This window comes from Streptomyces sp. A012304, from assembly GCF_026008495.1.
Taxonomy (GTDB): Bacteria; Actinomycetota; Actinomycetes; order Streptomycetales; family Streptomycetaceae; genus Streptomyces.
In genome coordinates, this window is the sequence record NZ_BQUN01000012.1 from 166,301 (window position 1) to 190,370 (window position 24,070).

Sequence of the window (24,070 nt, forward strand, 5' to 3'; positions counted from 1 at the left end):
TCTTTACGATGCGGGGCATGCAGGAGCTATCGGCCCAGACCCGTTGGGAGCGACGGACGCAGCGGCCGCTGTTGGCGCTCGCCGCAGTGTTCGCCGTCGCCTACGCCCTTCCGATCGTCGACACATCGGCCGGACGGTCGCTGACGGCCGTGTGCACCGCGGTCGAATGGGCGGTGTGGGCGGCGTTCGCCGCGGACTACGCGGTGCGGCTGGTGCTGGCGGAGGACCGACGGGAGTTCGTCCGGACGCACTGGCTGGACCTGTGCGCGGTGGTGCTGCCGCTGATCCAGCCGTTGAAGCTGCTGCGGCTGGTGTCGACGCTGCTGCTGGTGGGGCAGCGGGCGCGGATGGCCTCGCAGGTGCGGGTGACGACGTATGTCGCGGGCTCGGTCGCGGGGCTGCTGGTGTTCGGCTCGCTGGCGGTGCTGTCGGTGGAGCGGGACTCGCCGGACGGGAACATCCGCACGCTGGGTGACGCGCTGTGGTGGTCCTTCACCACGATGACGACCGTCGGGTACGGGGATCACGCGCCGACCACCGGGATGGGGCGGGTGATCGCGGTGGGGCTGATGCTCTCGGGGATCGCGCTGCTGGGTGTGGTGACCGCGAACATCGCGGCGTGGTTCATCGAGCGGTTCGAGAAGGACGACGTCGGCGAGCAGGAGCGGACGGAGGCGATCCGGGCGCTGACGGAGGAGGTCCGGGCGCTGCGGGCGGAGGTGGCGGCGCTGCGGGAGCCTGCCGGCGGGGGCGGGGTTGGTGCGGGGGTGCTTGAACGGGGGGCCGGGGTTGGCGCTGAGGGCGCTTGAACGGGGGGCCGGGTTGGTGCTGGGGGGTGGGTCGCGCGGCCCGGCGCCGGCGGGGTGCCGCCCGCGCCCACCCGTGCCGCCCCAGACGGCACGACTGCCCGCGGACTGACGGGGGCGGGGCCCCGCGGCGCGCCCACCACCGCCGCCTGCGGGCCCGTCGTGGCTGATCGCGCAGTTCCCCGCGCCCCTGGGAGCCGACGGGCGCGTGCGCGGGACTGTCGGGGGCGTGCCCGGGACTGACGGGGGGCGTGCCCGGGGCCGACGGGTGCGAGCCCGGGGACTGACGGGTGTGCCCGCGGCCGACGGGGGCCAGCCCGAGGGCCGACGGACGCATGCCCGGGGACTGACGGGGCGTGCCCGGGGACCGGCGGGGGCGTGCCGCCCGCGGGCTGATGTGAGAGGTGGTCGGCGGCGCGCTGTCCCCCTCCGGCAGCGCGCCGCAGCCCCTGGCCGCCCTCCCCTCCGGAGGGCTTGACCCACTGTGACCTGTGACACGTGCCGGAGGCGAGGGACCTTTAGCGTTGTCACCCTGATAGGGGAAACTCCGCTGAAATCGCGTCAGATGTGGCCGACCCCGGCGCCCGCCTCCGCGTTCTGACCGCGCTTGGTGAGCAGGGCGACGAGGACCGCCACCGCCGCCACGCCGGCCGCGACCAGGGACGCCAGGCTCATCCCGGAGAGGAAGGTGTCATGGGCGACGTCGGTGATCTTCGCGGCGACGGCGTCCGGGGTGCCCGGCGCGATCGGTGCCACGCCGACCTGGACCGCCTCGGAGGCCTGGTGCTCCTGGGCCGCCGTCAGCGGCGGGAGCCCCGCGTCCGTCCAGTTGCCCGCGAGGTCGCTGTCGACCTTGGAGGCCATCACGGCGCCCAGGACGGCCGTACCGAGGCTGCCGCCGATCTGCATGGCCGCCTGCTGGAGGCCGCCGGCGACACCGGAGAGCTCCATGGGGGCGTTGCCCACGATGACCTCGGTGGCGCCGACCATGACCGGCGCGAGGCCGAGGCCGAGCAGGGCGAACCAGAGGGACATGACACCGCTGCCGGTGCCCGTGTCCAGCGTGGACATGCCATACATGGCGATCGCGGTGGCCGCCATGCCGCCGGCCAGCGGCACGCGCGGGCCGACCTTGGTGATCATCGCGCCCGCGAGCGGAGAGCCGACGATCATCATGCCGGTGAGCGGCAGCAGGTGCAGACCCGCGTCGATCGGGCTCATGCCGTGCACGTTCTGGAGGTAGAACGTCACGAAGAACAGGCCGCCCATGAACGCGATGGCCATCAGCACCATCAGCACCACACCGGCGGAGAGCGGGACGGAGCGGAACAGCCCCAGCGGTATCAGCGGCTCGCTCACCTTGGTCTCCCAGAGGGAGAACAGCGCGAACAGCAGCACGGACGCGCCGATGAACGCCCACGTCTTGCCGTCGCCCCAGCCCCACTCCGGAGCCTTGATCAGCGCCCACACCAGGCAGAACATCGCACCCGAGAGCAGGACGATGCCGAGGATGTCGAAGGAGCGCGGCGCGTTCTCGGCGCGGTGGTCGAGCAGCATCACGACGCCGAGGGCGACGGCGAGGATGCCGACCGGCACGTTGATGAAGAACACCGACTGCCAGTTGACGTGCTCGACGAGGACACCGCCGAGGATCGGGCCGCCGGCGGTGGAGGCGCCGATGACCATGCCCCAGATGCCGATGGCCATGTTGAGCTTCTCGGCCGGGAAGGTCGCCCGCAGCAGGCCGAGCGCGGCCGGCATCAGCAGCGCGCCGAACAGACCCTGGAGGACACGGAACGTCACGACGAACGCGATGCTGTCGGAGAGGCCGATCGCGCCGGACGCGGCGGCGAAGCCGACGACTCCGATCAGGAAGGTCTGCCGATGGCCGAAGCGGTCACCGAGCTTGCCCGCGGTGATCAGGGAGACCGCGAGGGCGAGGAAGTAGGCGTTGGTGATCCACTGCACCTCGGCGAAGGTGGCGCCGAGGTCCTTGGCGATGGCCGGGTTGGCGATGGCCACGATGGTGCCGTCGAGGGCCACCATCATGACGCCCACGGCGACGGTGATGAGCGTGAACCACGGGTGGCCGCGCAGCCCCGTGGCCGGTGGCTGGTCCGACGGACCGGAGGGTATGGCGTCCCCCGGGCCCGTCTTGTCGATGGTGGTCTGACTAGTCATACCGCGGAGGCTAATGACAGCCACTGACAGTTGACAAACCAATTCACTAGTCGGTAACTGTCACGTCACTCGCCCCTCGCCTGAGCTGGGCGAACGGCGAAAAAACAGGGAAAGAGACTCGCCATGGAAACGGCGCCACGCACGGGGCTGCGGGAACGCAAGAAACAGCGCACCCATGACGCGCTGGTGCGGGCCGCCCTGGAACTGTTCACCTCCCAGGGGTACGAGAGCACCACCGTCGACGAGATCGCCGAGGCGGTCGACGTCTCCCAGCGCACCTTCTTCCGCTACTTCGCCGGCAAGGAGGAGGTCGCGCTCGCCCTGGCCGACATGACCGTGACGCGCTTCGTGCAGGCGGTGCGCGAGCGACCGGCCCACGAGGCCCCGATGGAGGCGCTGCGCCAGGCCGTCCTGGAGAGCTGGAACTCGCTGCACGAGATCGTCGCCTCCGTCGTGCCGGTGGAGCTGCATCTGCGCATGTACCGGGTGATCGAGTCGACGCCCGTGCTGCTCGCGGCGTATCTGCGGCGCTCGGCGGAGGTCGAGGAGGCGATCGCCCGGGTGATCGCGGAGCGCGAGGGCGTGGACGTGGACGCCGACCCGCGGCCACGGCTGGCGGTGGCCGTGTTCGGTGGGGTGATGCGGGTGACGGAACGGCAGTGGAGCACGGGCGCCGACTTCAGCGTGGAGCGCGTCCGCGCGCTGACGGCCTCCTACCTGGACCAGGTGGGACCGGCCCTGCTGGGCGACTGGCGCACGACCTGACAGCTCTCATGACCATCACACGGTCATCGAAACGTGATCCCTGTCACTCAGGCCTCGCGAGACCTTCTCGTTCTCCTAGTGTGTCCTCCCAGTGACTTCCTTCGACACCTCCCCGCAACTCAATGTGTGGCGCGCGCTCCTCGCGCTGGCCGTGGTGTTCCTGATGCTCGCGACGACCGGCTGGACCGCCGTACGCCACAACAGGGAGACCACCGCGCTCCAGGCGTCGCTGTCGGCCTGGGAGCGCGCACGCGTCGACGGGCGCCGGCTGCCCGACCCGCACGCGGCGCCCGCCCACCTCGCCCGGTTCTTCGCCTCGCTCACCGCCGCGCAGCGCACCCGGCTCGCCCACCGCTACCCGCTCGCGGTCGGCAACATGAACGGCGCCCCGGTCGAGCTGCGCTACCGCGCCAACCGGGTCGCGCTGCTCCAGCAGGTGCTGGTCGAACGCGCCCGCATGCGCGACAGCCGGCTCACGCCCGCCGGACAGCACGAGGCCGGCCGGCGCATGCACCGCTTCGAGTCGCTGAGCGACACCACCCGGCAGATCCTCGCCTTCGACCCGGAGGGCTCCGGCCGCGCCGCCGAGGTCTTCGGCGACCTCGACCGGGCCGAGCGGATCTCCGTCGTGGTGCCCGGCGTCGACACCGCGCTGCTCACCTTCCAGCGCACGAACCGCAAGTACTCCGCGCCCGTCGGCATGGCCCAGGCCCTGTACGCGGCCGAGCGCGAGGTCAGCCCCACGACGCGGACGGCCGTGATCGCCTGGGCCGACTACACCTCCCCCGCCGGTCTCGGCATCGACTCGGCCACCGCGATGCGCGCCGAGTACGGCGCCGTCCGGCTGAACGCGCTGCTGCGCGCCCTGCCCGGCAGCGCGCCGGTCTCCCTGTTCTGCCACAGCTACGGCTCGGTGCTGTGCGGGGTCGCCGCGCACGCGATGCCGGCCCGGGTGACCGACATCGCCGTGGCCGGCAGCCCCGGCATGCGGGTGGAGAAGGCCGCCCAGCTGGGCACCTCCGCCCGGGTGTGGGCGATGCGGGACGCCGACGACTGGGTGCAGGACGTGCCCTACCTGGAGGTCGGCGGTCTCGGGCACGGCGAGGACCCGGTGTCGGCGGCGTTCGGCGCGCGTGTGCTGTCCGCGCGGGAGGCCCGGGGTCACGGCGGCTACTTCGAGCCCGGCACCGACAGCCTGCGCAACTTCGCCGGTATCGGCACCGGCGCGTACCGGTCGGTGCGGTGCGCGGGAGACGATGACGTCTGCCGGGAGGGTTTGTCCGACACGACGACGGCCCAACGCGCGTAGAGAAGCAGGAATTGCGGCGCGCCCGGGGAGGCGACGAAGGAGCTCTCCCGCTTACGATGAGCCGCATGGGTGACGTACTGGCCGGATTTCATGCCGCCTGGGAGTTCGAGTCCGACTCCGTCCTCATCCGCTACGAACGGGGGTTGCGCACACCCAAGCTGCTGGCGGCGCTCGGGGAGCGCCGCATCCCCCTGGCGGCGATCGCGGGGGTGACGCTCGAACCCGGCAAGCGCGGGACCGTCGTGCTGCGTGTGGAACCACGGGCGGGCGCCGATCCGCTGATCGAGGCGGCGGCGGGACAGCTGAAGGAGCCCGCCGATCCCTACCGGCTGGTGCTGCCGGCCGAGCGGGAGGTGCTCGCCGAGTACTACGCCGACGAGCTGCGCGCCCGGCTGACCGGGCCCGGGCCGGCGGAACGGTTCCTGGTGGCCGCGCCCCCGGTGCCGCTGTCGTTCAAGGCGTACGACGCGAAGGCGTCCTTCGACGGGCGGACCGTGCACTTCCGGTGGTTCTGGACGGGGGCGTCGTCGGCGAAGTGGAAGGCCGGCGACCAGAGCTTCGCGGTGTCCGAACTGAGCGGGGTGGAGTGGCGGTCGCCGGAGGTGTTCGAGGGGTATCTGCGGCTGCTGCGCGGCGAGAGCGCGCCGGCGCAGGCGGACCATGATCCGGCGGCCGTGGTATTCGGTCTGGGGTACGGGCCGGTGCACGAGTCGCTGCCGTTCGCGGCGGCGGTCCTGGCGGCGGTGCGCGTCCGGGGGCCGGTGGCAGCGGTCGCGGCCACCGGCGCCCGGCGTGACCCGGCGGACGTCGCCGAGCGGATCCGCCAACTCGGGGAGCTGCACCGGGCCGGGCTGGTCACCGACGAGGAGTTCTCCGTGAAGAAGGCGGAGCTGCTGGCGGAGCTGTGATCACTCCCGGCCGGCGGAGGTGAACGTCATGTCGGCGTAGCGGTCCCCCGCCACCTGGTCCGCGATCGGCTCCAGCAGGGACAGCTCCTCCCGCGTCAGCTCGACGGCCACCGCCGCCACGTTCTCCTCCACCCTGCCCGGCCTGCGGGTGCCCGGGATCGGGACGACCGGCAGGTCGTGGACGCGGGCCTGCTGCTGGACCCAGGCCAGGGCGATCTGGGCCGGCGAGACGTCGTGGGCCCGGGCGACCCGGCGGACCGGGTCGAGCAGGGCCGCGTTCGCCGCCGCGTTCTCACCGGTGAAGCGGGGCTGCTGCCGGCGGAAGTCGTCGGCGGTGAGGTCCCGGTCGGCGTCGGTGAAGGAGCCGGTGAGGAAGCCCCGGCCGAGCGGGGAGTACGGGACGAGGGTCACGCCGAGTTCCCGGCAGGCCGGTACCACCTGGTCCTCGATGTCCCGGCTGAACAGCGACCACTCCGACTGCACTGCCGCGATCGGATGCACCGCCTGTGCCGCGCGCAGCTCGGCGGCGGTGACCTCGCTCAGGCCCAGGTGCTTGACCTTGCCCTCGCGCACCAGCTCGGCCATCGCGCCGACGGTCTCCTCGATCGGTACGTTCACATCGCGCCGGTGCATGTAGTAGAGGTCGATGACGTCGACGTCCAGGCGCTTCAGGCTGTCCTCGACGGCCTGGCGGAGGTAGGGGCGGTCGTTGCGGATCACGCGCCGCGTGGGGTCGTCCGGCGGGATCGACAGGGCGAACTTGGTGGCGATCACCACCTCGTCGCGGTGGGCCTTGAAGAACGGGGCGAGGAAGCGCTCGTTGTCGCCGGCGCCGTAGGCGTCCGCCGTGTCGTAAAGAGTGACGCCCAGCTCCAAGGCGCGTTCCAGCGTGGCCCGGGACTCCCGCGCGTCGGAGGGGCCGTACGCGAAGCTCATGCCCATGCAGCCGAGGCCCTGGACGCCGACCTCGGGGCCGTCCTCGCCGAGCGGTGCCGTCGGGATCGTGCGGTCGGTCATCGGTTCCCCCCGGAGTAGAAAGTGATCTTGCGGTCGAGCACGGCGAGCGTGTCCTGGAGTTCCGCGATCCGCGCCCGGACGTCCCGGCGGGTCTCCTCCAGCAGCTCGCGCCGCTCGTCGTACGTGCCGTCGCCCTCACGGACCAGCTCGGCGTACCGGACCATGTCGGCGACCGGCATGCCGGTCAGCCGCAGCTTCCCGACGAGGTCGAGCCAGTCCAGGTCGCGGTTGCTGTAGCGGCGCTGGCCGGTGTGCGAGCGGTCGACGTGGGCCATCAGCCCGATCCGCTCGTACCAGCGCAGGGTGTGCGCCGTCAGGCCGGTGAAGGCGACCACCTCACTGATCGTGTAGCTGTCCTGCCCGTCAGGGCGGGGATGCCGCCGGGGCGGGGCGGAGCAGATGTCCGCGGGATGCGCTTGTTCGGTGGTCACGGGCGTGGTCTGCAACACCGTCATGGCCACCACGCTATGACCTTGGAGTGCGCTCCAAGCAAGCGAAACGGGTAAGAAGTCCGAAGGTAGGCTCGTGCCATGTCGCTGAAGAGCCTCACCCTGATCGAGAACTGGCCGGTCCCCTCCGCCGCGGCGGGTGTCGTACGGGCCGACGGTACGGTCCTGGGCACCCACGGCCCCGTCGGGCGGCGCTTCCCGCTGGCCTCGGTCACCAAGCCGCTCGCCGCGTACGCCGCGCTCGTCGCGTACGAGGAGGGGGCGATCGAGCTGGACGAGCCGGCCGGGCCGCCCGGGGCGACGGTCCGTCATCTGCTCGCCCACACCTCCGGGCTCGCCTTCGACGAGCACCGGGTGACGGCGGCGCCCGGTGAGCGGCGACTGTACTCCAACGCCGGGTTCGAACAGCTCGGCGACCACATCGCGAAGGCGACGGACATCCCCTTCGCCGAGTACCTGCGGCAGGCGGTGCTGGAGCCGCTGGGCATGACGGCGACCTCGCTGGAGGGCTCCCCCGCGAAGGACGGGGTGTCGACGGTCGAGGACCTGCTGCGGTTCGCGGCGGAGGTGCAGGCGCCCCGGCTGCTGGACGCGCGCACGGTGGCGGCGGCGATGACCGTGCAGTACCCGGGCACGAAGGGCGTGCTGCCGGGGTACGGCCACCAGAACCCCAACGACTGGGGGCTGGGCTTCGAGATCCGGGACTCCAAGTCCCCCCACTGGACGGGCAGCTGGTCCTCGCCGCGGACGTTCGGGCACTTCGGGCAGTCCGGTACGTTCCTGTGGATCGACCCGGACGCGGGCCTCGCGGGGATCGCGCTGACGGACCGCGCGTTCGGACCGTGGGCGGTCGAGGCGTGGCCCGGCTTCACGGACGCGGTCCTCGCGGAGGTCAAGGGCTCCGGTACGGCACGCTGATCCCCTCGGCTAACCTCCCTCTTCACAACACCTATGTGGATCTCGGGGGAGAGCGATGGCAGGGGCGCGACCGGGCGGTCAGTTCCGTCCGTTGGAGAGCGGCGACCCGACGACGGTGGCGGGCTACCGTCTCGCGGCACGGCTCGGCTCGGGCGGCATGGGCACGGTGTACCTGTCGTACACGCCCGGCGGTCATCCCATCGCCCTCAAGACCATCCGGCCGGAGCTGACCGAGGACCCCGAGTTCCGCCGCCGGTTCAAGCAGGAGGTGCAGGCCGCGCAGCGGGTGCAGGGCCTGTACACCGCGCCGGTCATCGACTACGACACCGAGGGCGCCCAGCCGTGGCTGGCCACCGCCTATGTGGCCGGCCCCTCGCTGGCCTCCGCCGTCGGCGAGCACGGGCCGCTGCCGGTGCCGTCGGTCCTGCTGCTGCTCGCGGGGATGGCGGAGGCGCTGTCGGTGATCCACGGGGCGGGCATCGTGCACCGCGACCTCAAGCCGTCCAACGTGCTGCTCGCCTCCGACGGCCCGCGCGTGATCGACTTCGGCATCGCCCGGGCCGCCGACGCGACGGCGCTGACCGGCACCGGCGTCTCCATCGGCACCCCCGCCTTCATGTCGCCCGAGCAGGCCGCCGGCAAGCCGATCACGCCCGCGTCGGACGTGTTCGCCCTCGGCCAGGTGGCCGCGTTCGCGGGGCGCGGCACGGGGGCGTACGGGGACGGCCCCTCGCACGCGGTGCTGTACCGGATCGTGCACGAGGAGCCCGACCTCCGCGGGCTCCCCGGACAACTCGCCTTCATCGCCCGCTGCCTGGCCAAGGAGCCGGCCGAGCGGCCCTCCCCCGCCGAGATCATCACCCTGTGCCAGGAGGCGTCGCCCACGCCGCTGCGCCAGTCCGGGTCGTGGCTGCCGGAGGCGATCACCGAGCAGATCACCCAGCGGGTGTCGGCGTCGGCCGCGCTGGCGGCGACCCCGACGGCGACGGCGGCCCCCGCGCCCACCGCCCCGGTCACCCAGCCGAACGCGGCCCCGGCGCCCACCGCCCCGGTCACCCAGCCGCACGCGGCCCCGGTGGCGCACACCCCCGCGACGCCCGTACCGCCCGCCGCGCCCCCGGCCGCGCCGATCCACGCGGCGCCCACGGCGGCGGCCCCCCATGTGCCGCCGGCGCCCGGCCCCGTCGGCTACGGGCCCGCCGTCCACCACCAGCCGTCGTACGGCCCGCCGGCCGCGCCCGCGCCGCCGGCGTTCGGCCGGCAGCCGGGCTGGCGGCCGCTCCCGGTGCCGCCCAAGCGGAACAACGTCGGCAAGTGGATCGGGATCGGCATAGCGGCGGTGATGGGCCTGTTCTGGCTCAGCAGCTGCGCCTCCGTCCTCAAGGGCCTGGGCGACTCCTCGGATGGCTCCTCGGGCAGCTCCGGGAGCGCGTCGGGCAGCGCGAGCGCCAAGCCGCTGCCCGACCCCAAGCCGGTCAGCTACCGGGGCATCAACATCCCCGACGGCTACTACGTGCAGTTCGCGGACTCGCCGCCCAGGCCGAAGGACGACGAGGGCAACTTCTACTCCAGCGACCTGTCCCACTACGACGACGAGCTGCGCAGCGGCAACGACAGGATCGTCCTGCTCAACAACGCCCAGCAGGGCTCGCTGAAGACCTGCCGCGAGGAGACCCGGTACGCCGAGAGCGTCTCGCTCTCCCAGCTCTCCAAGGGCTCGCAGTTCTGCGTGCACACCGGCTCCGGGCACATCGCCCTGGTCACCTACAGGGGCAGCGCGCCCGAGAGCGACCCGAGCGACTACGTCTCGCTGGACCTGACGATCTGGCGCAACGCCGAGGACCCCGACGCCGAGGGGTGAGCGCCGCTCACGCCGACATCTCCCACAGCAGCACCTCGGCCGGGCCCGCCGCCGCGAGGAGCTCCAGGTCCTTCTCCCCGGCGGCCCGCACGGCGTCCCCGGGCCCCAGCTCGTGCGGACCGATCCGTACGACACCGCGCACCACGTGCGCGTACATGTACGCCGCGTCCGGCACCGCCGTCCGCTCCCCCGTCGCGAGCCGCCGCACATGCAGCATCGCGCCCGCCCCGGGGACGGCGTACGGGGTGGAGTCGGCGATGCCGCGGACGATCTCGTAGGACGGGTCGCCGCCGGGCTCCAGCGGGCTCAGCCACATCTGCACGAAGGTCAGCGGCACCGGGCCGTCGTTGCGCTCGACGTGCCGCACCCCGCCCGCGGAGCTGAGCCGCTGCACGTCCCCAGGGCGCACCAGCGTCTCGTGTCCGGCCGAGTCGCGGTGGGTCAGCTCGCCCTCCACCACCCAGGTCACGATCTCGGTGTGGCTGTGCGGGTGCTCGTCGAAGCCGGCGCCGGGCGCGAGCCGCTCCTCGTTGCAGGCGATCAGCGCGCCGAAGCGGAGGTTGTCCGGGTCGTAGTGGGACCCGAAGGAGAAGGCGTGCCGCGTCCGGATGCCCGCGGCCGGGTCCCCGCCCGGATAGCGCCCGTCGGCGCGGCGTACGTCCATCACGGGACCACGGTAGACCCGTCCCCGCTGGTGCGGGCCCTCCACGGGCGACCCCGGCGGCACACGCTCACGTCCCGATAAGGCAGTCTTGTCCCCGTGCCCGAACCCGAAGCCAGCCACACCGAACCCGCAGCGCACGGCGTCCACCCGCACTCGGCGACGCTGAAGCGGCTGGAGAAGTCCTCCGGCAGTCTCGCCGCCCAGGCCATCGCGCGCATGGACGAGACCCTGCCGTGGTACCGGGCGATGCCCCCGGAGAACCGTTCCTGGATCGGACTGGTCGCCCAGGCTGGCATCGCGGCCTTCACGGAGTGGTTCCGGCGGCCGGACGCCCCGCAGGCCATCTCCACCGACGTCTTCGGGACCGCGCCGCGCGAGCTGACCCGGGCCATCACGCTGCGGCAGACCGTGGAGATGGTGCGCACCACCATCGAGGTCATGGAGTCCGCGATCGACGAGGCCGCGGCGCCGGGCGACGAGAGCGTGCTGCGCGAGGCGCTGCTCGTGTACGCGCGCGAGATCGCCTTCGCCACCGCGCAGGTGTACGCGCAGGCCGCCGAGGCGCGCGGTGCCTGGGACGCGCGGCTGGAGTCGCTGGTCGTCAACGCCGTGCTGAGCGGGGAGGCCGACGAGGGCGCCGTCAGCCGGGCCGCCGCGCTCGGCTGGAACTCGCCGGAGCATGTGTGCGTGGTGCTCGGCACCGCCCCCGACGGCGATTCCGAGCTGACCGTGGAGGCGATCCGGCGGGCCGCCCGGCACGCCAAGCTCCAGGTGCTCACCGGGGTGCTGGGGGCCCGGCTGGTGGTCATCGCGGGCGGCAGCGACAACCCGCTCGCCGTGGCCAAGTCGCTGATCGGGCCGTACGCCGCGGGCCCGGTCGTCGCGGGGCCCGTGGTGCCCGACCTGCTGGCCGCGACCCGGTCGGCGCAGGCGGCGGCGGCCGGGCTCAAGGCCTGTTCGGCGTGGCAGGACGCGCCACGGCCGGTCCTGGCGGACGATCTCCTTCCGGAACGTGCGATCGCCGGTGATCCCAGCGCGCGCGAACAGTTGGTGGAGGAGATCTACAGACCGCTGGAGGAGGCCGGCTCGGCGCTATTGGAGACACTCTCCGTCTACCTCGAACAGGCGTCCAGTCTGGAGGGTGCGGCGAGGATGCTGTTCGTCCATCCCAACACCGTGCGCTACCGGCTTCGACGTGTGACTGACGTCACCGGTTGGTCGCCTTCGGATGTACGCTCGGCGTTCACCTTGCGCATCGCGCTGATCCTGGGGCGTCTGATCGACGGAGATCCCCAGAGCTAGCGTTTTGTCGAGGACCCACAAAACCCCCTGCCGTTCTTCGTCCCTGTCCCCACGGGCGGCCGTGGCCGCCCTCAAGAGAGAGTGTGAGAGTGCTCGTACTCGTCGCTCCCGGCCAGGGCGCCCAGACGCCCGGCTTCCTGACCCCCTGGCTCGAACTGCCCGGTGCCACCGACCGCGTGGCCGCCTGGTCGGACGCCATCGGCCTGGACCTCGCCCACTACGGCACGCAGGCCGACGCGGACGCCATCCGCGACACCGCGGTGGCCCAGCCGCTGCTGGTCGCGGCCGGACTGCTGTCCGCCTCGGCACTCGGTGACATCGCGGACATCGCGCCCGGCGCCGTCGCGGGGCACAGCGTCGGTGAGATCACCGCCGCCGCCTTCGCGGGCGTCCTCGACGACACCGCGGCGCTGACCCTGGTCCGCACCCGGGGCCTGGCGATGGCCGAGGCCGCCGCGATCACCGAGACCGGCATGTCGGCGCTGCTCGGCGGCGACCCGGAGGTCTCCGTCGCGCACCTGGAGAAGCTGGGCCTGACCCCGGCGAACATCAACGGCGCGGGGCAGATCGTCGCCGCCGGCACGCTCGAACAGCTCACCGCGCTGAACGAGGACAAGCCCGAGGGCGTCCGCAAGGTCGTCGCGCTCAAGGTCGCCGGCGCCTTCCACACCCACCACATGGCCCCCGCGGTCGAGACGCTGGCCGGCGCCGCCAAGGAGCTCACGCCCGCCGACCCGGCCGTCACGTACGTCTCCAACAAGGACGGGCAGACCGTCGCCACCGGCTCCGAGGTGCTGGAGCGGCTCGTCGGGCAGGTCGCCAACCCGGTCCGCTGGGACCTGTGCATGGAGACCTTCAAGGAGCTCGGTGTCACCGCGCTGATCGAGGTGTGCCCCGGCGGCACGCTCACCGGTCTCGCCAAGCGCGCCCTGCCCGGCGTGAAGACGCTCGCGCTGAAGACCCCCGACGATCTCGACGCGGCCCGCGAGGTCATCGCCGAGCACACTGCCTGACAAGGAGCCGACGATCATGCCGAAGATCAAGCCCAGCAAGGGCGCCCCGTACGCGCGCATCCTCGGCGTGGGCGGCTACCGCCCCACCCGTGTGGTGCCCAACGAGGTGATCCTCGAGACGATCGACTCGTCCGACGAGTGGATCCGCTCGCGCTCCGGCATCGAGACGCGGCACTGGGCGAACGACGAGGAGACCGTCGCCGCCATGTCGATCGAGGCGGCGGGCAAGGCGATCGCGGACGCCGGGATCACCGCCGAGCAGGTCGGCGCGGTGGTCGTGTCGACCGTCTCGCACTTCAAGCAGACCCCGGCCGTCGCCACCGAGATCGCCGACAAGCTCGGCACGGCCAAGGCCGCCGCCTTCGACATCTCGGCCGGCTGCGCGGGCTTCGGCTACGGCCTGACCCTCGCCAAGGGCATGGTCGTGGAGGGATCCGCCGAGTACGTGCTGGTCATCGGCGTGGAGCGGCTGTCGGACCTGACCGACCTGGAGGACCGGGCGACGGCCTTCCTGTTCGGTGACGGCGCGGGCGCGGTCGTGGTCGGCCCGGCCAACGAGCCGGGGATCGGCCCGACGGTCTGGGGCTCCGAGGGCGACAAGTCGGAGACCATCAAGCAGACCGTGCCGTGGACGGACTACCGCGACGGCGACGTCGCCCGCTTCCCCGCCATCACGCAGGAGGGCCAGGCGGTCTTCCGCTGGGCCGTGTTCGAGATGGCGAAGGTCGCCAAGGAGGCGCTGGACGCGGCCGGCATCACCGCGGCCGACCTGGACGTCTTCATCCCGCACCAGGCCAACGAGCGGATCATCGACTCGATGGTGAAGACTCTCAAGCTGCCGGAGTCCGTCACGGTCGCCCGTGACGTACGCACCACCGGCAACACCTCGGCCGCCTCGATCCCGCTCGCGATGGAGCGGCTCCTGGCGACCGGCGAGGCGAAGAGCGGCGACACCGCGCTCGTCATCGGATTCGGGGCGGGTCTCGTGTACGCCGCGACGGTCGTTACCCTCCCCTAGGCACTCCGTGCCGGATCATGCGGTCGACGCGGGGTCCGACGCGGGAAACGCAGCACCACCTGCCGCTGACGCGGCGGGCGCCACACCCTCTGGAACGAAAACGAAGGAGCGCCAAGATGGCCGCCACTCAGGAAGAGATCGTCGCCGGTCTCGCCGACATCGTGAACGAGATCGCCGGCATCCCGGTTGAGGACGTCCAGCTGGACAAGTCCTTCACCGACGACCTGGACGTCGACTCGCTGTCCATGGTCGAGGTCGTCGTCGCCGCCGAGGAGCGCTTCGACGTCAAGATCCCCGACGAGGACGTCAAGAACCTCAAGACGGTCGGCGACGCGACCGACTACATCCTCAAGCACCAGGCCTGAGCCCCTGCTTGGGCCGGACGCTGACCGGCCCCGCCACCCGGCGGTGGCGCCGCTGAATCCCGATCGTTGGAGAAAGAATTCCCGTGAGCCCGACCAATCGCACCGTGGTCGTCACCGGTATCGGCGCAACCACACCGCTGGGTGGCGACGCAGCCTCTACCTGGGAGGGTCTGGTCGCCGGCAAGTCCGGTGTCAAGGCCCTGGAGCAGGAGTGGGCGGCCGAGCAGGCCGTCCGTATCGCGGCACCGGTGGCCGTGGAGCCGACCGAGGTCATCCCGCGGCCGCAGGCCCGCAAGCTGGACCGCTCGGCGCAGTTCGCGCTGATCGCGGCTCAGGAGGCGTGGAAGGACGCCGGTTTCGACGGCCGGGCCGGTGAGGACGGCAGCGTCGACCCGGACCGGCTCGGCGCGGTCATCGCCTCCGGCATCGGTGGTGTGACCACCCTTCTCGACCAGTACGACGTGCTGAAGGAGAAGGGCGTCCGCCGGGTCTCCCCGCACACCGTGCCCATGCTGATGCCGAACAGCCCCTCCGCCAACGTGGGTCTGCTCGTCGGTGCCCGCGCGGGCGTGCACACGCCGGTCTCGGCGTGCGCGTCGGGTGCCGAGGCCATCGGCTACGCCATCGAGATGATCCGTACCGGCCGCGCCGACGTGGTCGTCGCCGGTGGTACGGAGGCGGCGATCCACCCGCTGCCCATCGCCGCGTTCGGCAACATGATGGCGATGTCCAAGAACAACGACGACCCGCAGGGCGCCTCCCGTCCCTACGACACCGCCCGCGACGGCTTCGTCATGGGTGAGGGTGCCGGCGTGATCGTCCTGGAGTCCGCCGAGCACGCCGCCAAGCGCGGGGCCCGTGTCTACGCGGAGGCGGTCGGGCAGGGCATCTCCGCCGACGGCCACGACATCGTGCAGCCGGAGCCCGAGGGCCGTGGCATCTCGCACGCCCTGCAGAACCTGCTGGAGCGCACCGACCTGGACCCGGCGGAGATCGTGCACGTCAACGCGCACGCGACGTCGACGCCGGCCGGTGACGTGGCCGAGCTGAAGGCACTGCGCAAGGTCTTCGGCGACGACGCCGACCACATCGCGGTCTCGGCGACCAAGTCGATGACCGGTCACCTGCTCGGTGGCGCGGGCGGTGTCGAGACCGTCGCGACGGTGCTGGCGCTGTACCACCGGGTGGCTCCGCCGACCATCAACGTCGACAACCTCGACCCCGAGGCCGAGGCGAACGCGGACATCGTGCGGGGCGAGGCGCGCAAGCTGCCCGTCGAGGGCCGTATCGCCGCGCTCAACGACTCGTTCGGGTTCGGCGGTCACAACGTCGTGCTGGCGTTCCGGACGGTCTGACGGACGGCGAGAACGTGAAGGGCCCCCACCGCGAGGTGGGGGCCCTTTTCATGCCGCGGGGCCGGGCCATGTGCCGGACCACCTGTCAGACCACCTGGTGCAGCCAGCGCACCGGCGCGCCCTCGCCCGCGTACCGGAACGGCTCCAGTTCGTCGTCCCAGGGCTTGCCGAGGAGCTTGGACAGCTCGGCCTCCAGGTCGCTCTCGCCGCGCTGGCTGCGCAGCAGGGCCGCGCGCAGGCGGTCCTCGGGGATGAGGATGTCGCCGTGGATGCCGGTGACGGCGTGGAAGATGCCGAGGTCGGGGGTGCAGCTGTAGCGCTCGCCCTCGGCGGTGGCGCAGGGTTCGGCGGTGACCTCGAAGCGCAGCAGGTGCCAGCCGCGCAGGGCGGAGGCGAGTTTGGAGGCGGTGCCGGCCTGGCCCTGCCAGGAGAACTCCGAACGCCAGGTGCCGGGGGCGGCGGGCTGCCGGATCCAGTCGAGGTTGACGCGCGTGCCGAGCACCCCGGCGACGGCCCACTCGACGTGCGGGCACATCGCGCGCGGCGCGGAGTGCACGTACAGAACTCCACGTGTCGTCACCGGGACCTCCGGGCAGAGCGGGACAGGCTTGCAGGCTGGCATGGCGGCGGTGGCGGGGCAGCCGCGTTGATGGCGAGGCTACCGTGCGACGGCGCAAGGAGTGTGACGTACCGTCGGTCCCGGTGCCGCGAAACGCCCGCCATTCACCCGGCAGGACGCCTGTGCGGGCGCGTTCAGTTGCTTCTTGTGGGACTCGGGAACTCCCGCACGTTGTCATGGGTGGGCCGGCGACTCGTCCGGCCGGGGGCATGCCGGACGACCGAGGGGACACCAGGGGATGCGGAAGCGAAGCCACGGTTCGCGGGCGGTCGTCGCCGTGACGGCGGCCGCCGTGCTGGGCGCGGCCGGCTGTGACGTCCTGGGCGGGGAGGAACCGCAGTCGTCGGGCTCGCGGGCGCCGCGGCCGTCGCCGTCGCCGACCCCGGTGTGGGACAGCAGCCCGGCCTCCATCGCCGCGGTGGGCGACTCCATCACCCGCGGCTTCGACGCCTGCTCGATCCTGTCGGACTGCCCGGAGGTGTCCTGGGCGACCGGCGGCAGCGCCGAGGTGAAGAGTCTGGCGGTACGGCTGCTGGGCGCGTCGAAGGCGGCGACGCACAGCTGGAACCACGCGGTGACCGGTTCGCGGATGGCGGACCTGGCGGCGCAGATGACGCGGGCCGCGGCACACGGACCGGAGCTGGTGACGGTGATGGCGGGGGCCAATGACGCCTGCCGGGACTCCACCGACGCGATGACGTCGGTGGCGGACTTCCGCACGCAGTTCGAGGCGGCGATGCGCACGCTGCGCCGGGCCGCGCCGAAGACGCAGGTGTATGTGGCGAGCGTGCCGAACCTGAAGCGGCTGTGGTCGCAGGGGCGGACCAATGTGCTGGGCAAGCAGGTGTGGAAGCTGGGCATCTGCCCGTCGATGCTGGGCGACGCGGACGCGCTGGACCCGGCGGCGAACCTGCGGCGCGAGACGGTGCGCAAGCGGGTGGAGGACTACAACACCGTGTTGAAGGAGGTCTGCGCCAAGGACCTGCGGTGCCGTTTCGACGGCGGGGCGGTGTACCAGTACCGGTTCGGCACGGACCAGTTGAGCCAGTGGGACTGGTTCCACCCGAGCAAGGACGGGCAGGCCCGGCTGGCCGAGATCGCCTACCGGAAGATCACCGCCAGAACCGCGTGACTTAGGGTTCCGCTCATGGGCGAACACTTCGGCACACTTTCCGACGGCACCCCGGTGCACCGCTGGACCCTGGAGCGGGCGGGCGTACGGGTGCGGGTCCTGTCGTACGGCGGGATCGTGCAGTCGGTGGAGATCCCTGACCGTGACGGGGGCACGGCGGACGTGGTGCTGGGGTTCGCGGATCTGGACGGCTATGTCGGGCATCCGGAGCCCTACGTCGGGGCGCTGATCGGCCGCTACGCCAACCGGATCGCCCACGCCCGTTTCGACCTGGACGGGGTGACCCGCCCGCTCGCGCCGAACAACGCGCCCAACTCGCTGCACGGCGGCGAGCGGGGCTTCGACAAGCGGGTGTGGGACGTGGAGCCGGTCGCGCACGGGCTGCGGCTGAGCCGGGTCAGTCCGGACGGCGAGGAGGGCTTCCCGGGCCGGCTGGAGGTCTCGGCGACCTACACGCTGGAGGAGTCGGGTGCGCTGCGGATCGCCTACGAGGCGGTGACGGACGCGCCGACGGTGGTGAACCTGACGAACCACACGTACTGGAACCTCGCGGGCTCGGGCGGCGCGGGCGGTCACGAGCTGCGGCTGGCCGCCTCCCGGTACACGCCGGTCGACGCCGACCTGATCCCGACCGGTGAGCTCGCGCCGGTCGCCGGCACCCGCTTCGACTTCCGCACGGCCCGCGCGGTCGGCGCGGGCTACGACCACAACTTCGTGCTCGACAAGGGCGTCACGGACGCGCCCGTGGAGGTCGCGGAGCTGCACGACCCGGTCTCCGGGCGGGTGCTGACGGTGGCGACGACCGAGCCGGGCGTCCAGGTGTACACCGCCGACCACCTGGGTGAGCCCTTCGGTCCCGGGGCCGGCGTCGCGCTGGAGACCCAGCACTTCCCGGACTCCCCGAACCGCCCGGACTTCCCGGGCACCGTGCTCAGGCCGGGCGCGGTGTACCGGTCGGAGACGGTGTACGGCTTCTCGGCGCGGTAGGGGCGCGGCGCGCGGGAACGCACGAGCCCCGGTCCAGGGGTCAGGTCCCGGACCGGGGCTGGTCCTGGCGAGGAGTGCCGTCTTCGACGTTAATCGTCGCGGCCGTCCTGCGGTCCGGGATCGTCCTACCCACTTGGATTTCGTACGAACCCTTCACAAAGAACCGCAGGCCGCCGGGCGGGGGCCGACCGCCGCGACGACCTCCACCTCCACCAGGGCCTCCGGCCGGAACAGTCGTGGGACCTCGAAGGTCATGCTGGTGGGCGGGGTGCCGGTGAGGAACCGCCGGCGTACGGTGCCGTACTCCTCGAGGGCCGTGATGTCGGTCAGGTAGGTCCGGATGTTGATCACGTCCGCGAGGGTCGCCCCATGGGCCCGCAGGAGGGCGTCGATGGTCTCGAAGACGCCCTGGGTCTGCTCGGCGAGGCCGGCGCCCTCCGCGATCTGACCGGAGAGGAACAACAGGGCGCTGCCGTCGGCGTGTTCGACGCGGGCGACCTGGGAGTAGTAGGGGCTGAGCGGCTGGGGCGCGGAGGCGGGGCTGTCGACCGTGATCTGCATGGCGTCGACGCTAGGACGGGCACTCCGGTGCGACAAGCGAATGTCTAGCATGGCCGCCATGCATGATCCGCATACCGCGCCCGATGTCTCCTCGGTCTGGCTGCGCGCCTTCCTGGAGGTGGCCCGCCACGGTTCGTTCACGGTCGCCGCGCGGACCCTGGGCTGGACGCAGTCGGCGGTGTCCCGTCAGATCGCCTCGCTGGAGGCGGCGTTCGGCGGGGACCCGCTGTTCGACCGGTTGCCCCGCGGGGTGCGGCTGACGGAGGCGGGCCGGGTGCTGGTGCCGTACGCGGAGTCGGTCGCGCAGGCGCTGGGCGGGGCTCGGCGGGAGCTGGCCGCGCTGCGCGAGGGGACGGGCGGCCGGCTGCGGTTCGGAGCGTTCGCCACGGCGGACGCGGCGCTGGTGCCGCGGGCGCTGGCCGCCTTCCGGGCCCGCCGTCCCGGGGTCCGCGTCACCCGCGAGGAGGGGCTGACCCCCGCCCTGCTGGACCGGCTGGCCGACGGCCACCTCGATGTGGCGGTGGTATCGACGACGGGCCGCGCCCCGCTGGACTCGTTCGCCCTGCACCACCTGCTCGACGAGTCGCTGTACGTCGCCGTTCCGGCCGGCCATCCCCTCGCCGGTCTGGCCGGGCCGGTGCGGCTCGGGCGATTCGCCGACGCCGACTGGGTCTCCGGCGGTCCCCGCCCCGAGGGCACCCTGCTCGACGCGGCGCTGCGCGCGGGCTTCCGGCCGCGGGTGGCGCACGTCGTCGCGGAGTGGACCGCCAAGCAGGGGTACGTGGCCGCCGGCCTCGGCGTCGCCCTGGTCCCGGCCCTCGCCGCCGCCTCCGTACGCCCGGACGTGGCGCTGCTCCCGGTACGGGACGAGGGGGCACCGGCACGGGCGGTGTACGCGGCGACGGTCCGGGACCGCCCGCCGCCCCCGGCGGTGGAGACGTTCGTGACCGCCCTGAGGGAGGCGGCGACCACCATCCCGCCCTCCGGGGCGGGTGGCATGGCGTAAGTCGCTCGCGGCACGGGATACTTCCCGGCGTCCCGTACCACGCTTCCCCCACGCTCCAGCGACGGAAGGACACAATCCCCTTGCCCTCCATGAGAGTTCGCGTCGGTGTCGTCGGGCTGGCCGTGCTGGCCGGCTTCTCCTGCCCCGTCGGCACCGCGTCCGCCGCTTCCGCGGCCGCGCCCACCGTCGAGGAGCAGCGGCTGGAGCGGGCCGTGCCGCGGGAGATCCTCGCCCGGTCCGGGTTCGACGGGGTCGCCCCGCGCTTCGCCCGGCTGCTGACGGCCGCGCGCTCCTACGAGCAGGCCCGCCGGGTGGTGGTCCGGGAAGGGTCGGCGCTGTGGCGGCGGGCCGTGGACCGGGCGCAGGGGCGGGGCCCGGCCGGTGGTGACCTCAGCCGGGACGACGACCGGCCGCTGTACTGGGCGCGGCTCGGCATGACGCGTGAAGTGCGCGCCTGGCAGCCCGAGTTCGCGCTCGGCGACCGGGAGCGGGCCGCGCTGCTCGACTCCCTGGAGCGCGCCTCGCGCGGCCAGGACGACATCCGGTATCCGCACGCCAAAGGGCTGAAGCGGGTGCTGGTCACCGGCTTCGACCCGTTCACCCTGGACAGCGACATCCGTATCTCCAACCCCTCGGGGGCGACGGCGCTCGCTCTCGACGGCACGGTGATCGAGACGGCGGACGGGCCGGCGCGGGTGGAGACGGCCGTGTTCCCGGTGCGGTGGCGGGACTTCGCGGAGGGGACGGTGGAGCGTACCCTGCGGCCGCACCTGGGGCACCTCGACCTGTTCGCGACGGTCAGTCAGGGCCGCGTCGGGCGGTTCGACGTGGAGCGGACCAACGGGGCCTGGCGGGGCGGCTTCCCGGACAACGACAACGTGAGCCGGACGGAGACGATCCCGGTCTGCGGTCCGGCCGCGCAGCCGCAGTGGACGACGACGACCCTGCCGTACGCGCGGATCGTGGCGGCGCGGACCGGCCGGTTCCCGGTGTACGACAACACGAGCGTGACCGAGATCCCGGCGGGAGGCACGGGGGCCGTCGTACGGCCGGACGGGCCGACGCCCGGGTCGGTGGCGCGGGCCGGGGGCGGCGGGGACTACCTCTCCAACGAGATCGCCTACCGGGCGACGCTGCTGCGCGACCGGCTCGGGCTGGGCGCCGGTCTGCCGGGCGGTCATGTGCACACGCCGGTGCTCCAGTTCGGGGCGGGCAACACCACCGAGGTGACCGATCCGGAGTTCGTGCGCAACCGGCTGGACATCGTCGCCCAGGTGCGGGCGATCCTGGCGGTGGCCGTCGGCTCAGGCGGGGCCCAGTAGGCGCACCTCGGCGGCGGGCGGCAGCTTGGCCCACCAGTGGTTGTGGCGGCCGTGAACGGCGGGGCCGCGGTCGGCGAGCAGGGCGGTCAGGGAGCGGGCCTCGGCCGCCAGGCCCTGCCACGCCTCGGGGGCGAGCGGACGGAAGGCCCGTGCCTCGATGCCGCCGTCCACCGGGCGCCACACGCCCGCCACCCGGCCGTCGACGAGGAGCGTCGGCAGGACGTCCCCGTTGACGCGGGTGACCAGCTTGCGGTACTCGGGCGGAATCACCCGGGACCGGTCGGCGTAGGCCAGCAGGACGCTGTCCCACATCGGCAGCAGGCGTGGCGGGGCAGGGGTGTCGGCGGGTGGGCGCGGGGCGCCCGGCAGATCGTGCAGCGGGGTCCCGTCGGCGGTCGCCAGGCGTTCCAGCGTGCCGTCCAGGGCGCGCAGGGCCTCGCGGATCGGACCCCGGTGGATCAGGGCGAACTGGGCGATGTCGGCCTCCGTCGCCGGTCCGAACCCGGCGAGGTAGCGCAGGATCAGGGTGCGCAGGCCCTGCGGATCCACGTCCTTTCCGGTCGGCGGCGGGCCGGTGGGGGCCGCGACGAACGACGGACGGGTGCCGAAGGACCAGGGGCCGCCGGTGGGGGCGTGCAGGAGCGGGGCGTATCCGCGCAGGCCCCACCATGCGCCGGCCTTCTTCTCCGGGCCGAGCCGGTTCTCCAGCCAGGTGTCGATCTCGGCGGTGGTGCGCTGCCGCGCGGTGAACTCCAGCAGCCGCGGGACCAGTTCCTCCGCGTCGGCGGGGGTGAGTCCGGCCGCGGCGAAGCGGTGGCCGAGGCGGGAGGCGTACAGCGTGCGCTGCATCGCGCCGCGCAAGGGGCGGTGGTCGTCGGCGTGGACGGCGTGCAGGGTGATCCTCATCAGGGTCGCCTTGACCACCGTACGGGCGGTGAACGCCTCGTCCAGGTCGGCCGGCCGGAAGCCGTCGATCCGGTTCCACAGGGCGAGGTACGGCGACGCGGGGTCCTGCGCCTGGAGGGCGACGACCCGGCGGACCGCCTCCGTGACCTCCAGGGGTTCCCGCCGCAGCAGGAGCTGGCGGGCCAGGGTGGCCCGGTTGAGTCCGTCGGCGGTGACGACGTCCATGGCGGTCACCGCGCCGGCGCGAGGGCCGGGCCGGTACCCGGGCCCGGCGGGACCGGGCGGTTGGACCGCTCGGTCACGCGGCGACCTGCTTGACGTCGGCGTTGTCCTCCCGGGTCTCCTCGCCGAGCAGGTCGCGGGCCATGAGGGTGGCGCCCGCGACCGCGCCCGGCATCAGGAACACGGCGACGAACGGCACCAGGAAGGCCAGACCCAGGGGCGTGCCGAAGCCCCAGACCAGCGTCCTGCGGGAGCGCAGCAGGGCGAGCCGGGCGCGCAGGTCGACGCCCCGGCGCTGGAGGGCGACGGAGGTCAGCTCCTCGGTGAGGAAGAAGCCGGTGACGAAGAAGCCGATCACCGGGACGACCGTCTGTCCGAGGAAGGGGATGAACCCGAGGGCGAACAGCAGCACCGCCCAGCACAGCGCCCTGCCCAGGACGCGCAGGCTGTCGCGGGCCGAGATCCACAGCTCGCGCCAGAGCGGCAGCTGCGACTCGGGCGCCGTGCCGTCGGGCGAGACGTCCCGGTCGACGGTCTCGGAGAGGCTCTCGTAGAAGGGCTGGCCGATGAGCAGTGTGACGGCGGTGAAGGTCAGCACGGCCAGGAGCAGGGCGAGCGCGAACAGCACCACCGTCAGCAGCCCGCGGAACAGGCCGAGCCAGGGGCTCGACCAGTCGTCGGCGAACGGTGTCGCCCAGGCCACGAAGTCCCCGCCCCACACCGCGAGCGACACCAGCGCCGCCAGGTAGAGCACGAGGGTGATCAGGCCGGGCACCAGCCCGAAACCGTACTGCTTGCCGTGCCGGGCCACCCATCGCTGGCCCCTCATCAGGTACTTGAAACCCACCCCGAGATCGCGCATGGCCGAACTCTATCGGTCGTGTGCATTTCATCCGCAGTCGCGGAGGGTCAGGCGTCCTCCGCCTCCAGCATCCTCCGCAGCAGCCCCCGCAACACCACCCGCTCCTCCTCGGCCAGCCCCGCCAGCGGCTCGCGGGCGAACCGCAGGGACTCGCGCAGGCCCTTGGCGACACGGCGGCCCTCGTCGGTGGCCGCGGCCAGTTTCACGCGGCGGTCGGCGGGGTCGGGGCGGCGCTCGACCAGGCCGCGGGCCTCCAGGCGGTCGACGATGCCGGTGACGTTGGACGGCTCGCATCTCAGGCGGACCGCGAGCTTGCGCATCGGCAGTGGTTCCAGCGAGAGCAGGCCGAGGAGGCGGGCCTGGGCGCCGGTGAGGTGGTGGGCGGTGGCGGCGGTCTCGTAGTCCTCGTGGTAGCGGGCCACGACCTCGCCGATCAGCTCGACGACTTCCATGGTCAGGGGGTCGGGGCGGGGGGACTTCTGTGATGCGGCCATGGATTCAGGGTACCCGTTTACTTGACAT

General features: G+C 72.8%; 24 protein-coding genes. 15 read left to right on the forward strand and 9 right to left on the reverse strand.

Going from position 1 to position 24,070, the window contains the following annotated elements:
* Nucleotides 1-17 precede the first annotated feature (17 nt).
* Complete coding sequence (locus tag ALMP_RS03855) at nt 18-809, forward strand: potassium channel family protein (protein ID WP_264924618.1); 792 nt, start codon at nt 18-20, stop codon at nt 807-809.
* A 558-nt stretch (nt 810-1,367) separates the two neighbouring features.
* Here ALMP_RS03855 and ALMP_RS03860 read toward each other — a convergent pair.
* Nucleotides 1,368-2,987, reverse strand: coding sequence for an MFS transporter (locus ALMP_RS03860; RefSeq protein WP_264924619.1), 1,620 nt, complete (start codon nt 2,985-2,987; stop codon nt 1,368-1,370).
* A 123-nt stretch (nt 2,988-3,110) separates the two neighbouring features.
* On the opposite strand from ALMP_RS03860, the gene ALMP_RS03865 reads away from it, so the two are divergent.
* The 3 genes from ALMP_RS03865 (at nt 3,111) to ALMP_RS03875 (ending at nt 5,969) form a co-directional block, all read left to right on the forward strand.
* Complete coding sequence (locus ALMP_RS03865; protein WP_264924621.1) at nt 3,111-3,752, forward strand: TetR family transcriptional regulator; 642 nt, start codon at nt 3,111-3,113, stop codon at nt 3,750-3,752.
* A 91-nt stretch (nt 3,753-3,843) separates the two neighbouring features.
* Complete coding sequence (locus ALMP_RS03870) at nt 3,844-5,061, forward strand: alpha/beta hydrolase family protein (protein WP_264924622.1); 1,218 nt, start codon at nt 3,844-3,846, stop codon at nt 5,059-5,061.
* Nucleotides 5,062-5,126: 65 nt separating this feature from the next.
* Nucleotides 5,127-5,969, forward strand: coding sequence for a DUF4429 domain-containing protein (locus ALMP_RS03875; RefSeq protein WP_264924624.1), 843 nt, complete (start codon nt 5,127-5,129; stop codon nt 5,967-5,969).
* Here the strand turns inward: ALMP_RS03875 and ALMP_RS03880 are convergent, their stop codons facing one another.
* Nucleotides 5,970-6,986 carry an aldo/keto reductase gene (locus ALMP_RS03880; RefSeq protein WP_264924626.1) on the reverse strand — a complete coding sequence of 339 codons (1,017 nt, stop codon included), beginning with the start codon at nt 6,984-6,986 and terminating at the stop codon, nt 5,970-5,972. It abuts the gene before it with no gap.
* The gene (locus tag ALMP_RS03885; RefSeq protein ID WP_264924627.1) at nt 6,983-7,441 is read right to left on the reverse strand and encodes a MerR family transcriptional regulator; all 459 of its coding nucleotides are present in this window, start codon (nt 7,439-7,441) and stop codon (nt 6,983-6,985) included. The genes ALMP_RS03880 and ALMP_RS03885 overlap by 4 nt, the downstream gene beginning before the upstream one ends.
* Nucleotides 7,442-7,516: 75 nt before the next feature.
* Here ALMP_RS03885 and ALMP_RS03890 point away from each other — a divergent pair, with 75 nt between their 5' ends.
* On the forward strand, nt 7,517-8,353 hold the full coding sequence (locus ALMP_RS03890) for a serine hydrolase (protein WP_264924628.1): 837 nt from the start codon (nt 7,517-7,519) through the stop codon (nt 8,351-8,353).
* A 55-nt stretch (nt 8,354-8,408) separates the two neighbouring features.
* Nucleotides 8,409-10,214 carry a serine/threonine-protein kinase gene (locus ALMP_RS03895; protein ID WP_264924630.1) on the forward strand — a complete coding sequence of 602 codons (1,806 nt, stop codon included), beginning with the start codon at nt 8,409-8,411 and terminating at the stop codon, nt 10,212-10,214.
* Nucleotides 10,215-10,221: 7 nt separating this feature from the next.
* Here ALMP_RS03895 and ALMP_RS03900 read toward each other — a convergent pair whose 3' ends face one another.
* A complete protein-coding gene (locus ALMP_RS03900) occupies nt 10,222-10,878 on the reverse strand; it encodes a pirin family protein (RefSeq protein ID WP_264924681.1) in 657 nt (218 codons plus the stop codon).
* Between the two features lie 96 nt (nt 10,879-10,974).
* On the opposite strand from ALMP_RS03900, the gene fasR reads away from it, so the two are divergent.
* The 5 genes from fasR to fabF all read left to right on the forward strand — a co-directional run bounded on the left by fasR (nt 10,975) and on the right by fabF (nt 15,931).
* Nucleotides 10,975-12,180 carry a fatty acid biosynthesis transcriptional regulator FasR gene (gene fasR, locus ALMP_RS03905; RefSeq protein ID WP_264924631.1) on the forward strand — a complete coding sequence of 402 codons (1,206 nt, stop codon included), beginning with the start codon at nt 10,975-10,977 and terminating at the stop codon, nt 12,178-12,180.
* Between the two features lie 89 nt (nt 12,181-12,269).
* Complete coding sequence (locus ALMP_RS03910) at nt 12,270-13,193, forward strand: ACP S-malonyltransferase (protein WP_264924632.1); 924 nt, start codon at nt 12,270-12,272, stop codon at nt 13,191-13,193.
* 16 nt (nt 13,194-13,209) lie between these two features.
* Entirely contained in the window at nt 13,210-14,211 is a 1,002-nt protein-coding gene (locus ALMP_RS03915) for a ketoacyl-ACP synthase III (RefSeq protein WP_264924633.1), read from the forward strand.
* A gap of 116 nt (nt 14,212-14,327) precedes the next feature.
* Complete coding sequence (locus ALMP_RS03920) at nt 14,328-14,576, forward strand: acyl carrier protein (protein WP_015660680.1); 249 nt, start codon at nt 14,328-14,330, stop codon at nt 14,574-14,576.
* Between the two features lie 83 nt (nt 14,577-14,659).
* Nucleotides 14,660-15,931 (forward strand): beta-ketoacyl-ACP synthase II, encoded by a 1,272-nt coding sequence (gene fabF, locus ALMP_RS03925; RefSeq protein WP_264924640.1) that lies wholly within the window; start codon nt 14,660-14,662, stop codon nt 15,929-15,931.
* 85 nt (nt 15,932-16,016) lie between these two features.
* Here fabF and ALMP_RS03930 read toward each other — a convergent pair whose 3' ends face one another.
* Nucleotides 16,017-16,511: a DUF3145 domain-containing protein gene (locus tag ALMP_RS03930; protein WP_264924642.1), complete on the reverse strand. Its 495-nt coding sequence runs from the start codon at nt 16,509-16,511 to the stop codon at nt 16,017-16,019.
* A 277-nt stretch (nt 16,512-16,788) separates the two neighbouring features.
* Here ALMP_RS03930 and ALMP_RS03935 point away from each other — a divergent pair, with 277 nt between their 5' ends.
* Both ALMP_RS03935 and ALMP_RS03940 read left to right on the forward strand, forming a co-directional pair.
* The gene (locus tag ALMP_RS03935; protein WP_264924643.1) at nt 16,789-17,682 is read left to right on the forward strand and encodes an SGNH/GDSL hydrolase family protein; all 894 of its coding nucleotides are present in this window, start codon (nt 16,789-16,791) and stop codon (nt 17,680-17,682) included.
* Between the two features lie 15 nt (nt 17,683-17,697).
* Complete coding sequence (locus ALMP_RS03940; protein WP_264924644.1) at nt 17,698-18,669, forward strand: aldose epimerase family protein; 972 nt, start codon at nt 17,698-17,700, stop codon at nt 18,667-18,669.
* 153 nt (nt 18,670-18,822) lie between these two features.
* Here the strand turns inward: ALMP_RS03940 and ALMP_RS03945 are convergent, their stop codons facing one another.
* Nucleotides 18,823-19,230, reverse strand: coding sequence for a RidA family protein (locus tag ALMP_RS03945; RefSeq protein WP_264924645.1), 408 nt, complete (start codon nt 19,228-19,230; stop codon nt 18,823-18,825).
* Nucleotides 19,231-19,279: 49 nt separating this feature from the next.
* On the opposite strand from ALMP_RS03945, the gene ALMP_RS03950 reads away from it, so the two are divergent.
* Nucleotides 19,280-20,236 (forward strand): LysR family transcriptional regulator, encoded by a 957-nt coding sequence (locus ALMP_RS03950; RefSeq protein ID WP_375803423.1) that lies wholly within the window; start codon nt 19,280-19,282, stop codon nt 20,234-20,236.
* A gap of 89 nt (nt 20,237-20,325) precedes the next feature.
* Nucleotides 20,326-21,558, forward strand: coding sequence for a pyroglutamyl peptidase (locus ALMP_RS03955; RefSeq protein ID WP_264924647.1), 1,233 nt, complete (start codon nt 20,326-20,328; stop codon nt 21,556-21,558).
* Here the strand turns inward: ALMP_RS03955 and ALMP_RS03960 are convergent.
* The 3 genes from ALMP_RS03960 to ALMP_RS03970 all read right to left on the reverse strand — a co-directional run bounded on the left by ALMP_RS03960 (nt 21,541) and on the right by ALMP_RS03970 (nt 24,042).
* The gene (locus ALMP_RS03960) at nt 21,541-22,689 is read right to left on the reverse strand and encodes a winged helix DNA-binding domain-containing protein (protein ID WP_264924648.1); all 1,149 of its coding nucleotides are present in this window, start codon (nt 22,687-22,689) and stop codon (nt 21,541-21,543) included. The genes ALMP_RS03955 and ALMP_RS03960 overlap by 18 nt on opposite strands.
* A 73-nt stretch (nt 22,690-22,762) precedes the next feature.
* Entirely contained in the window at nt 22,763-23,548 is a 786-nt protein-coding gene (locus ALMP_RS03965; RefSeq protein WP_264924649.1) for an EI24 domain-containing protein, read from the reverse strand.
* Between the two features lie 47 nt (nt 23,549-23,595).
* Nucleotides 23,596-24,042 carry a MarR family winged helix-turn-helix transcriptional regulator gene (locus tag ALMP_RS03970; protein WP_264924651.1) on the reverse strand — a complete coding sequence of 149 codons (447 nt, stop codon included), beginning with the start codon at nt 24,040-24,042 and terminating at the stop codon, nt 23,596-23,598.
* Nucleotides 24,043-24,070: the final 28 nt, after the last annotated feature.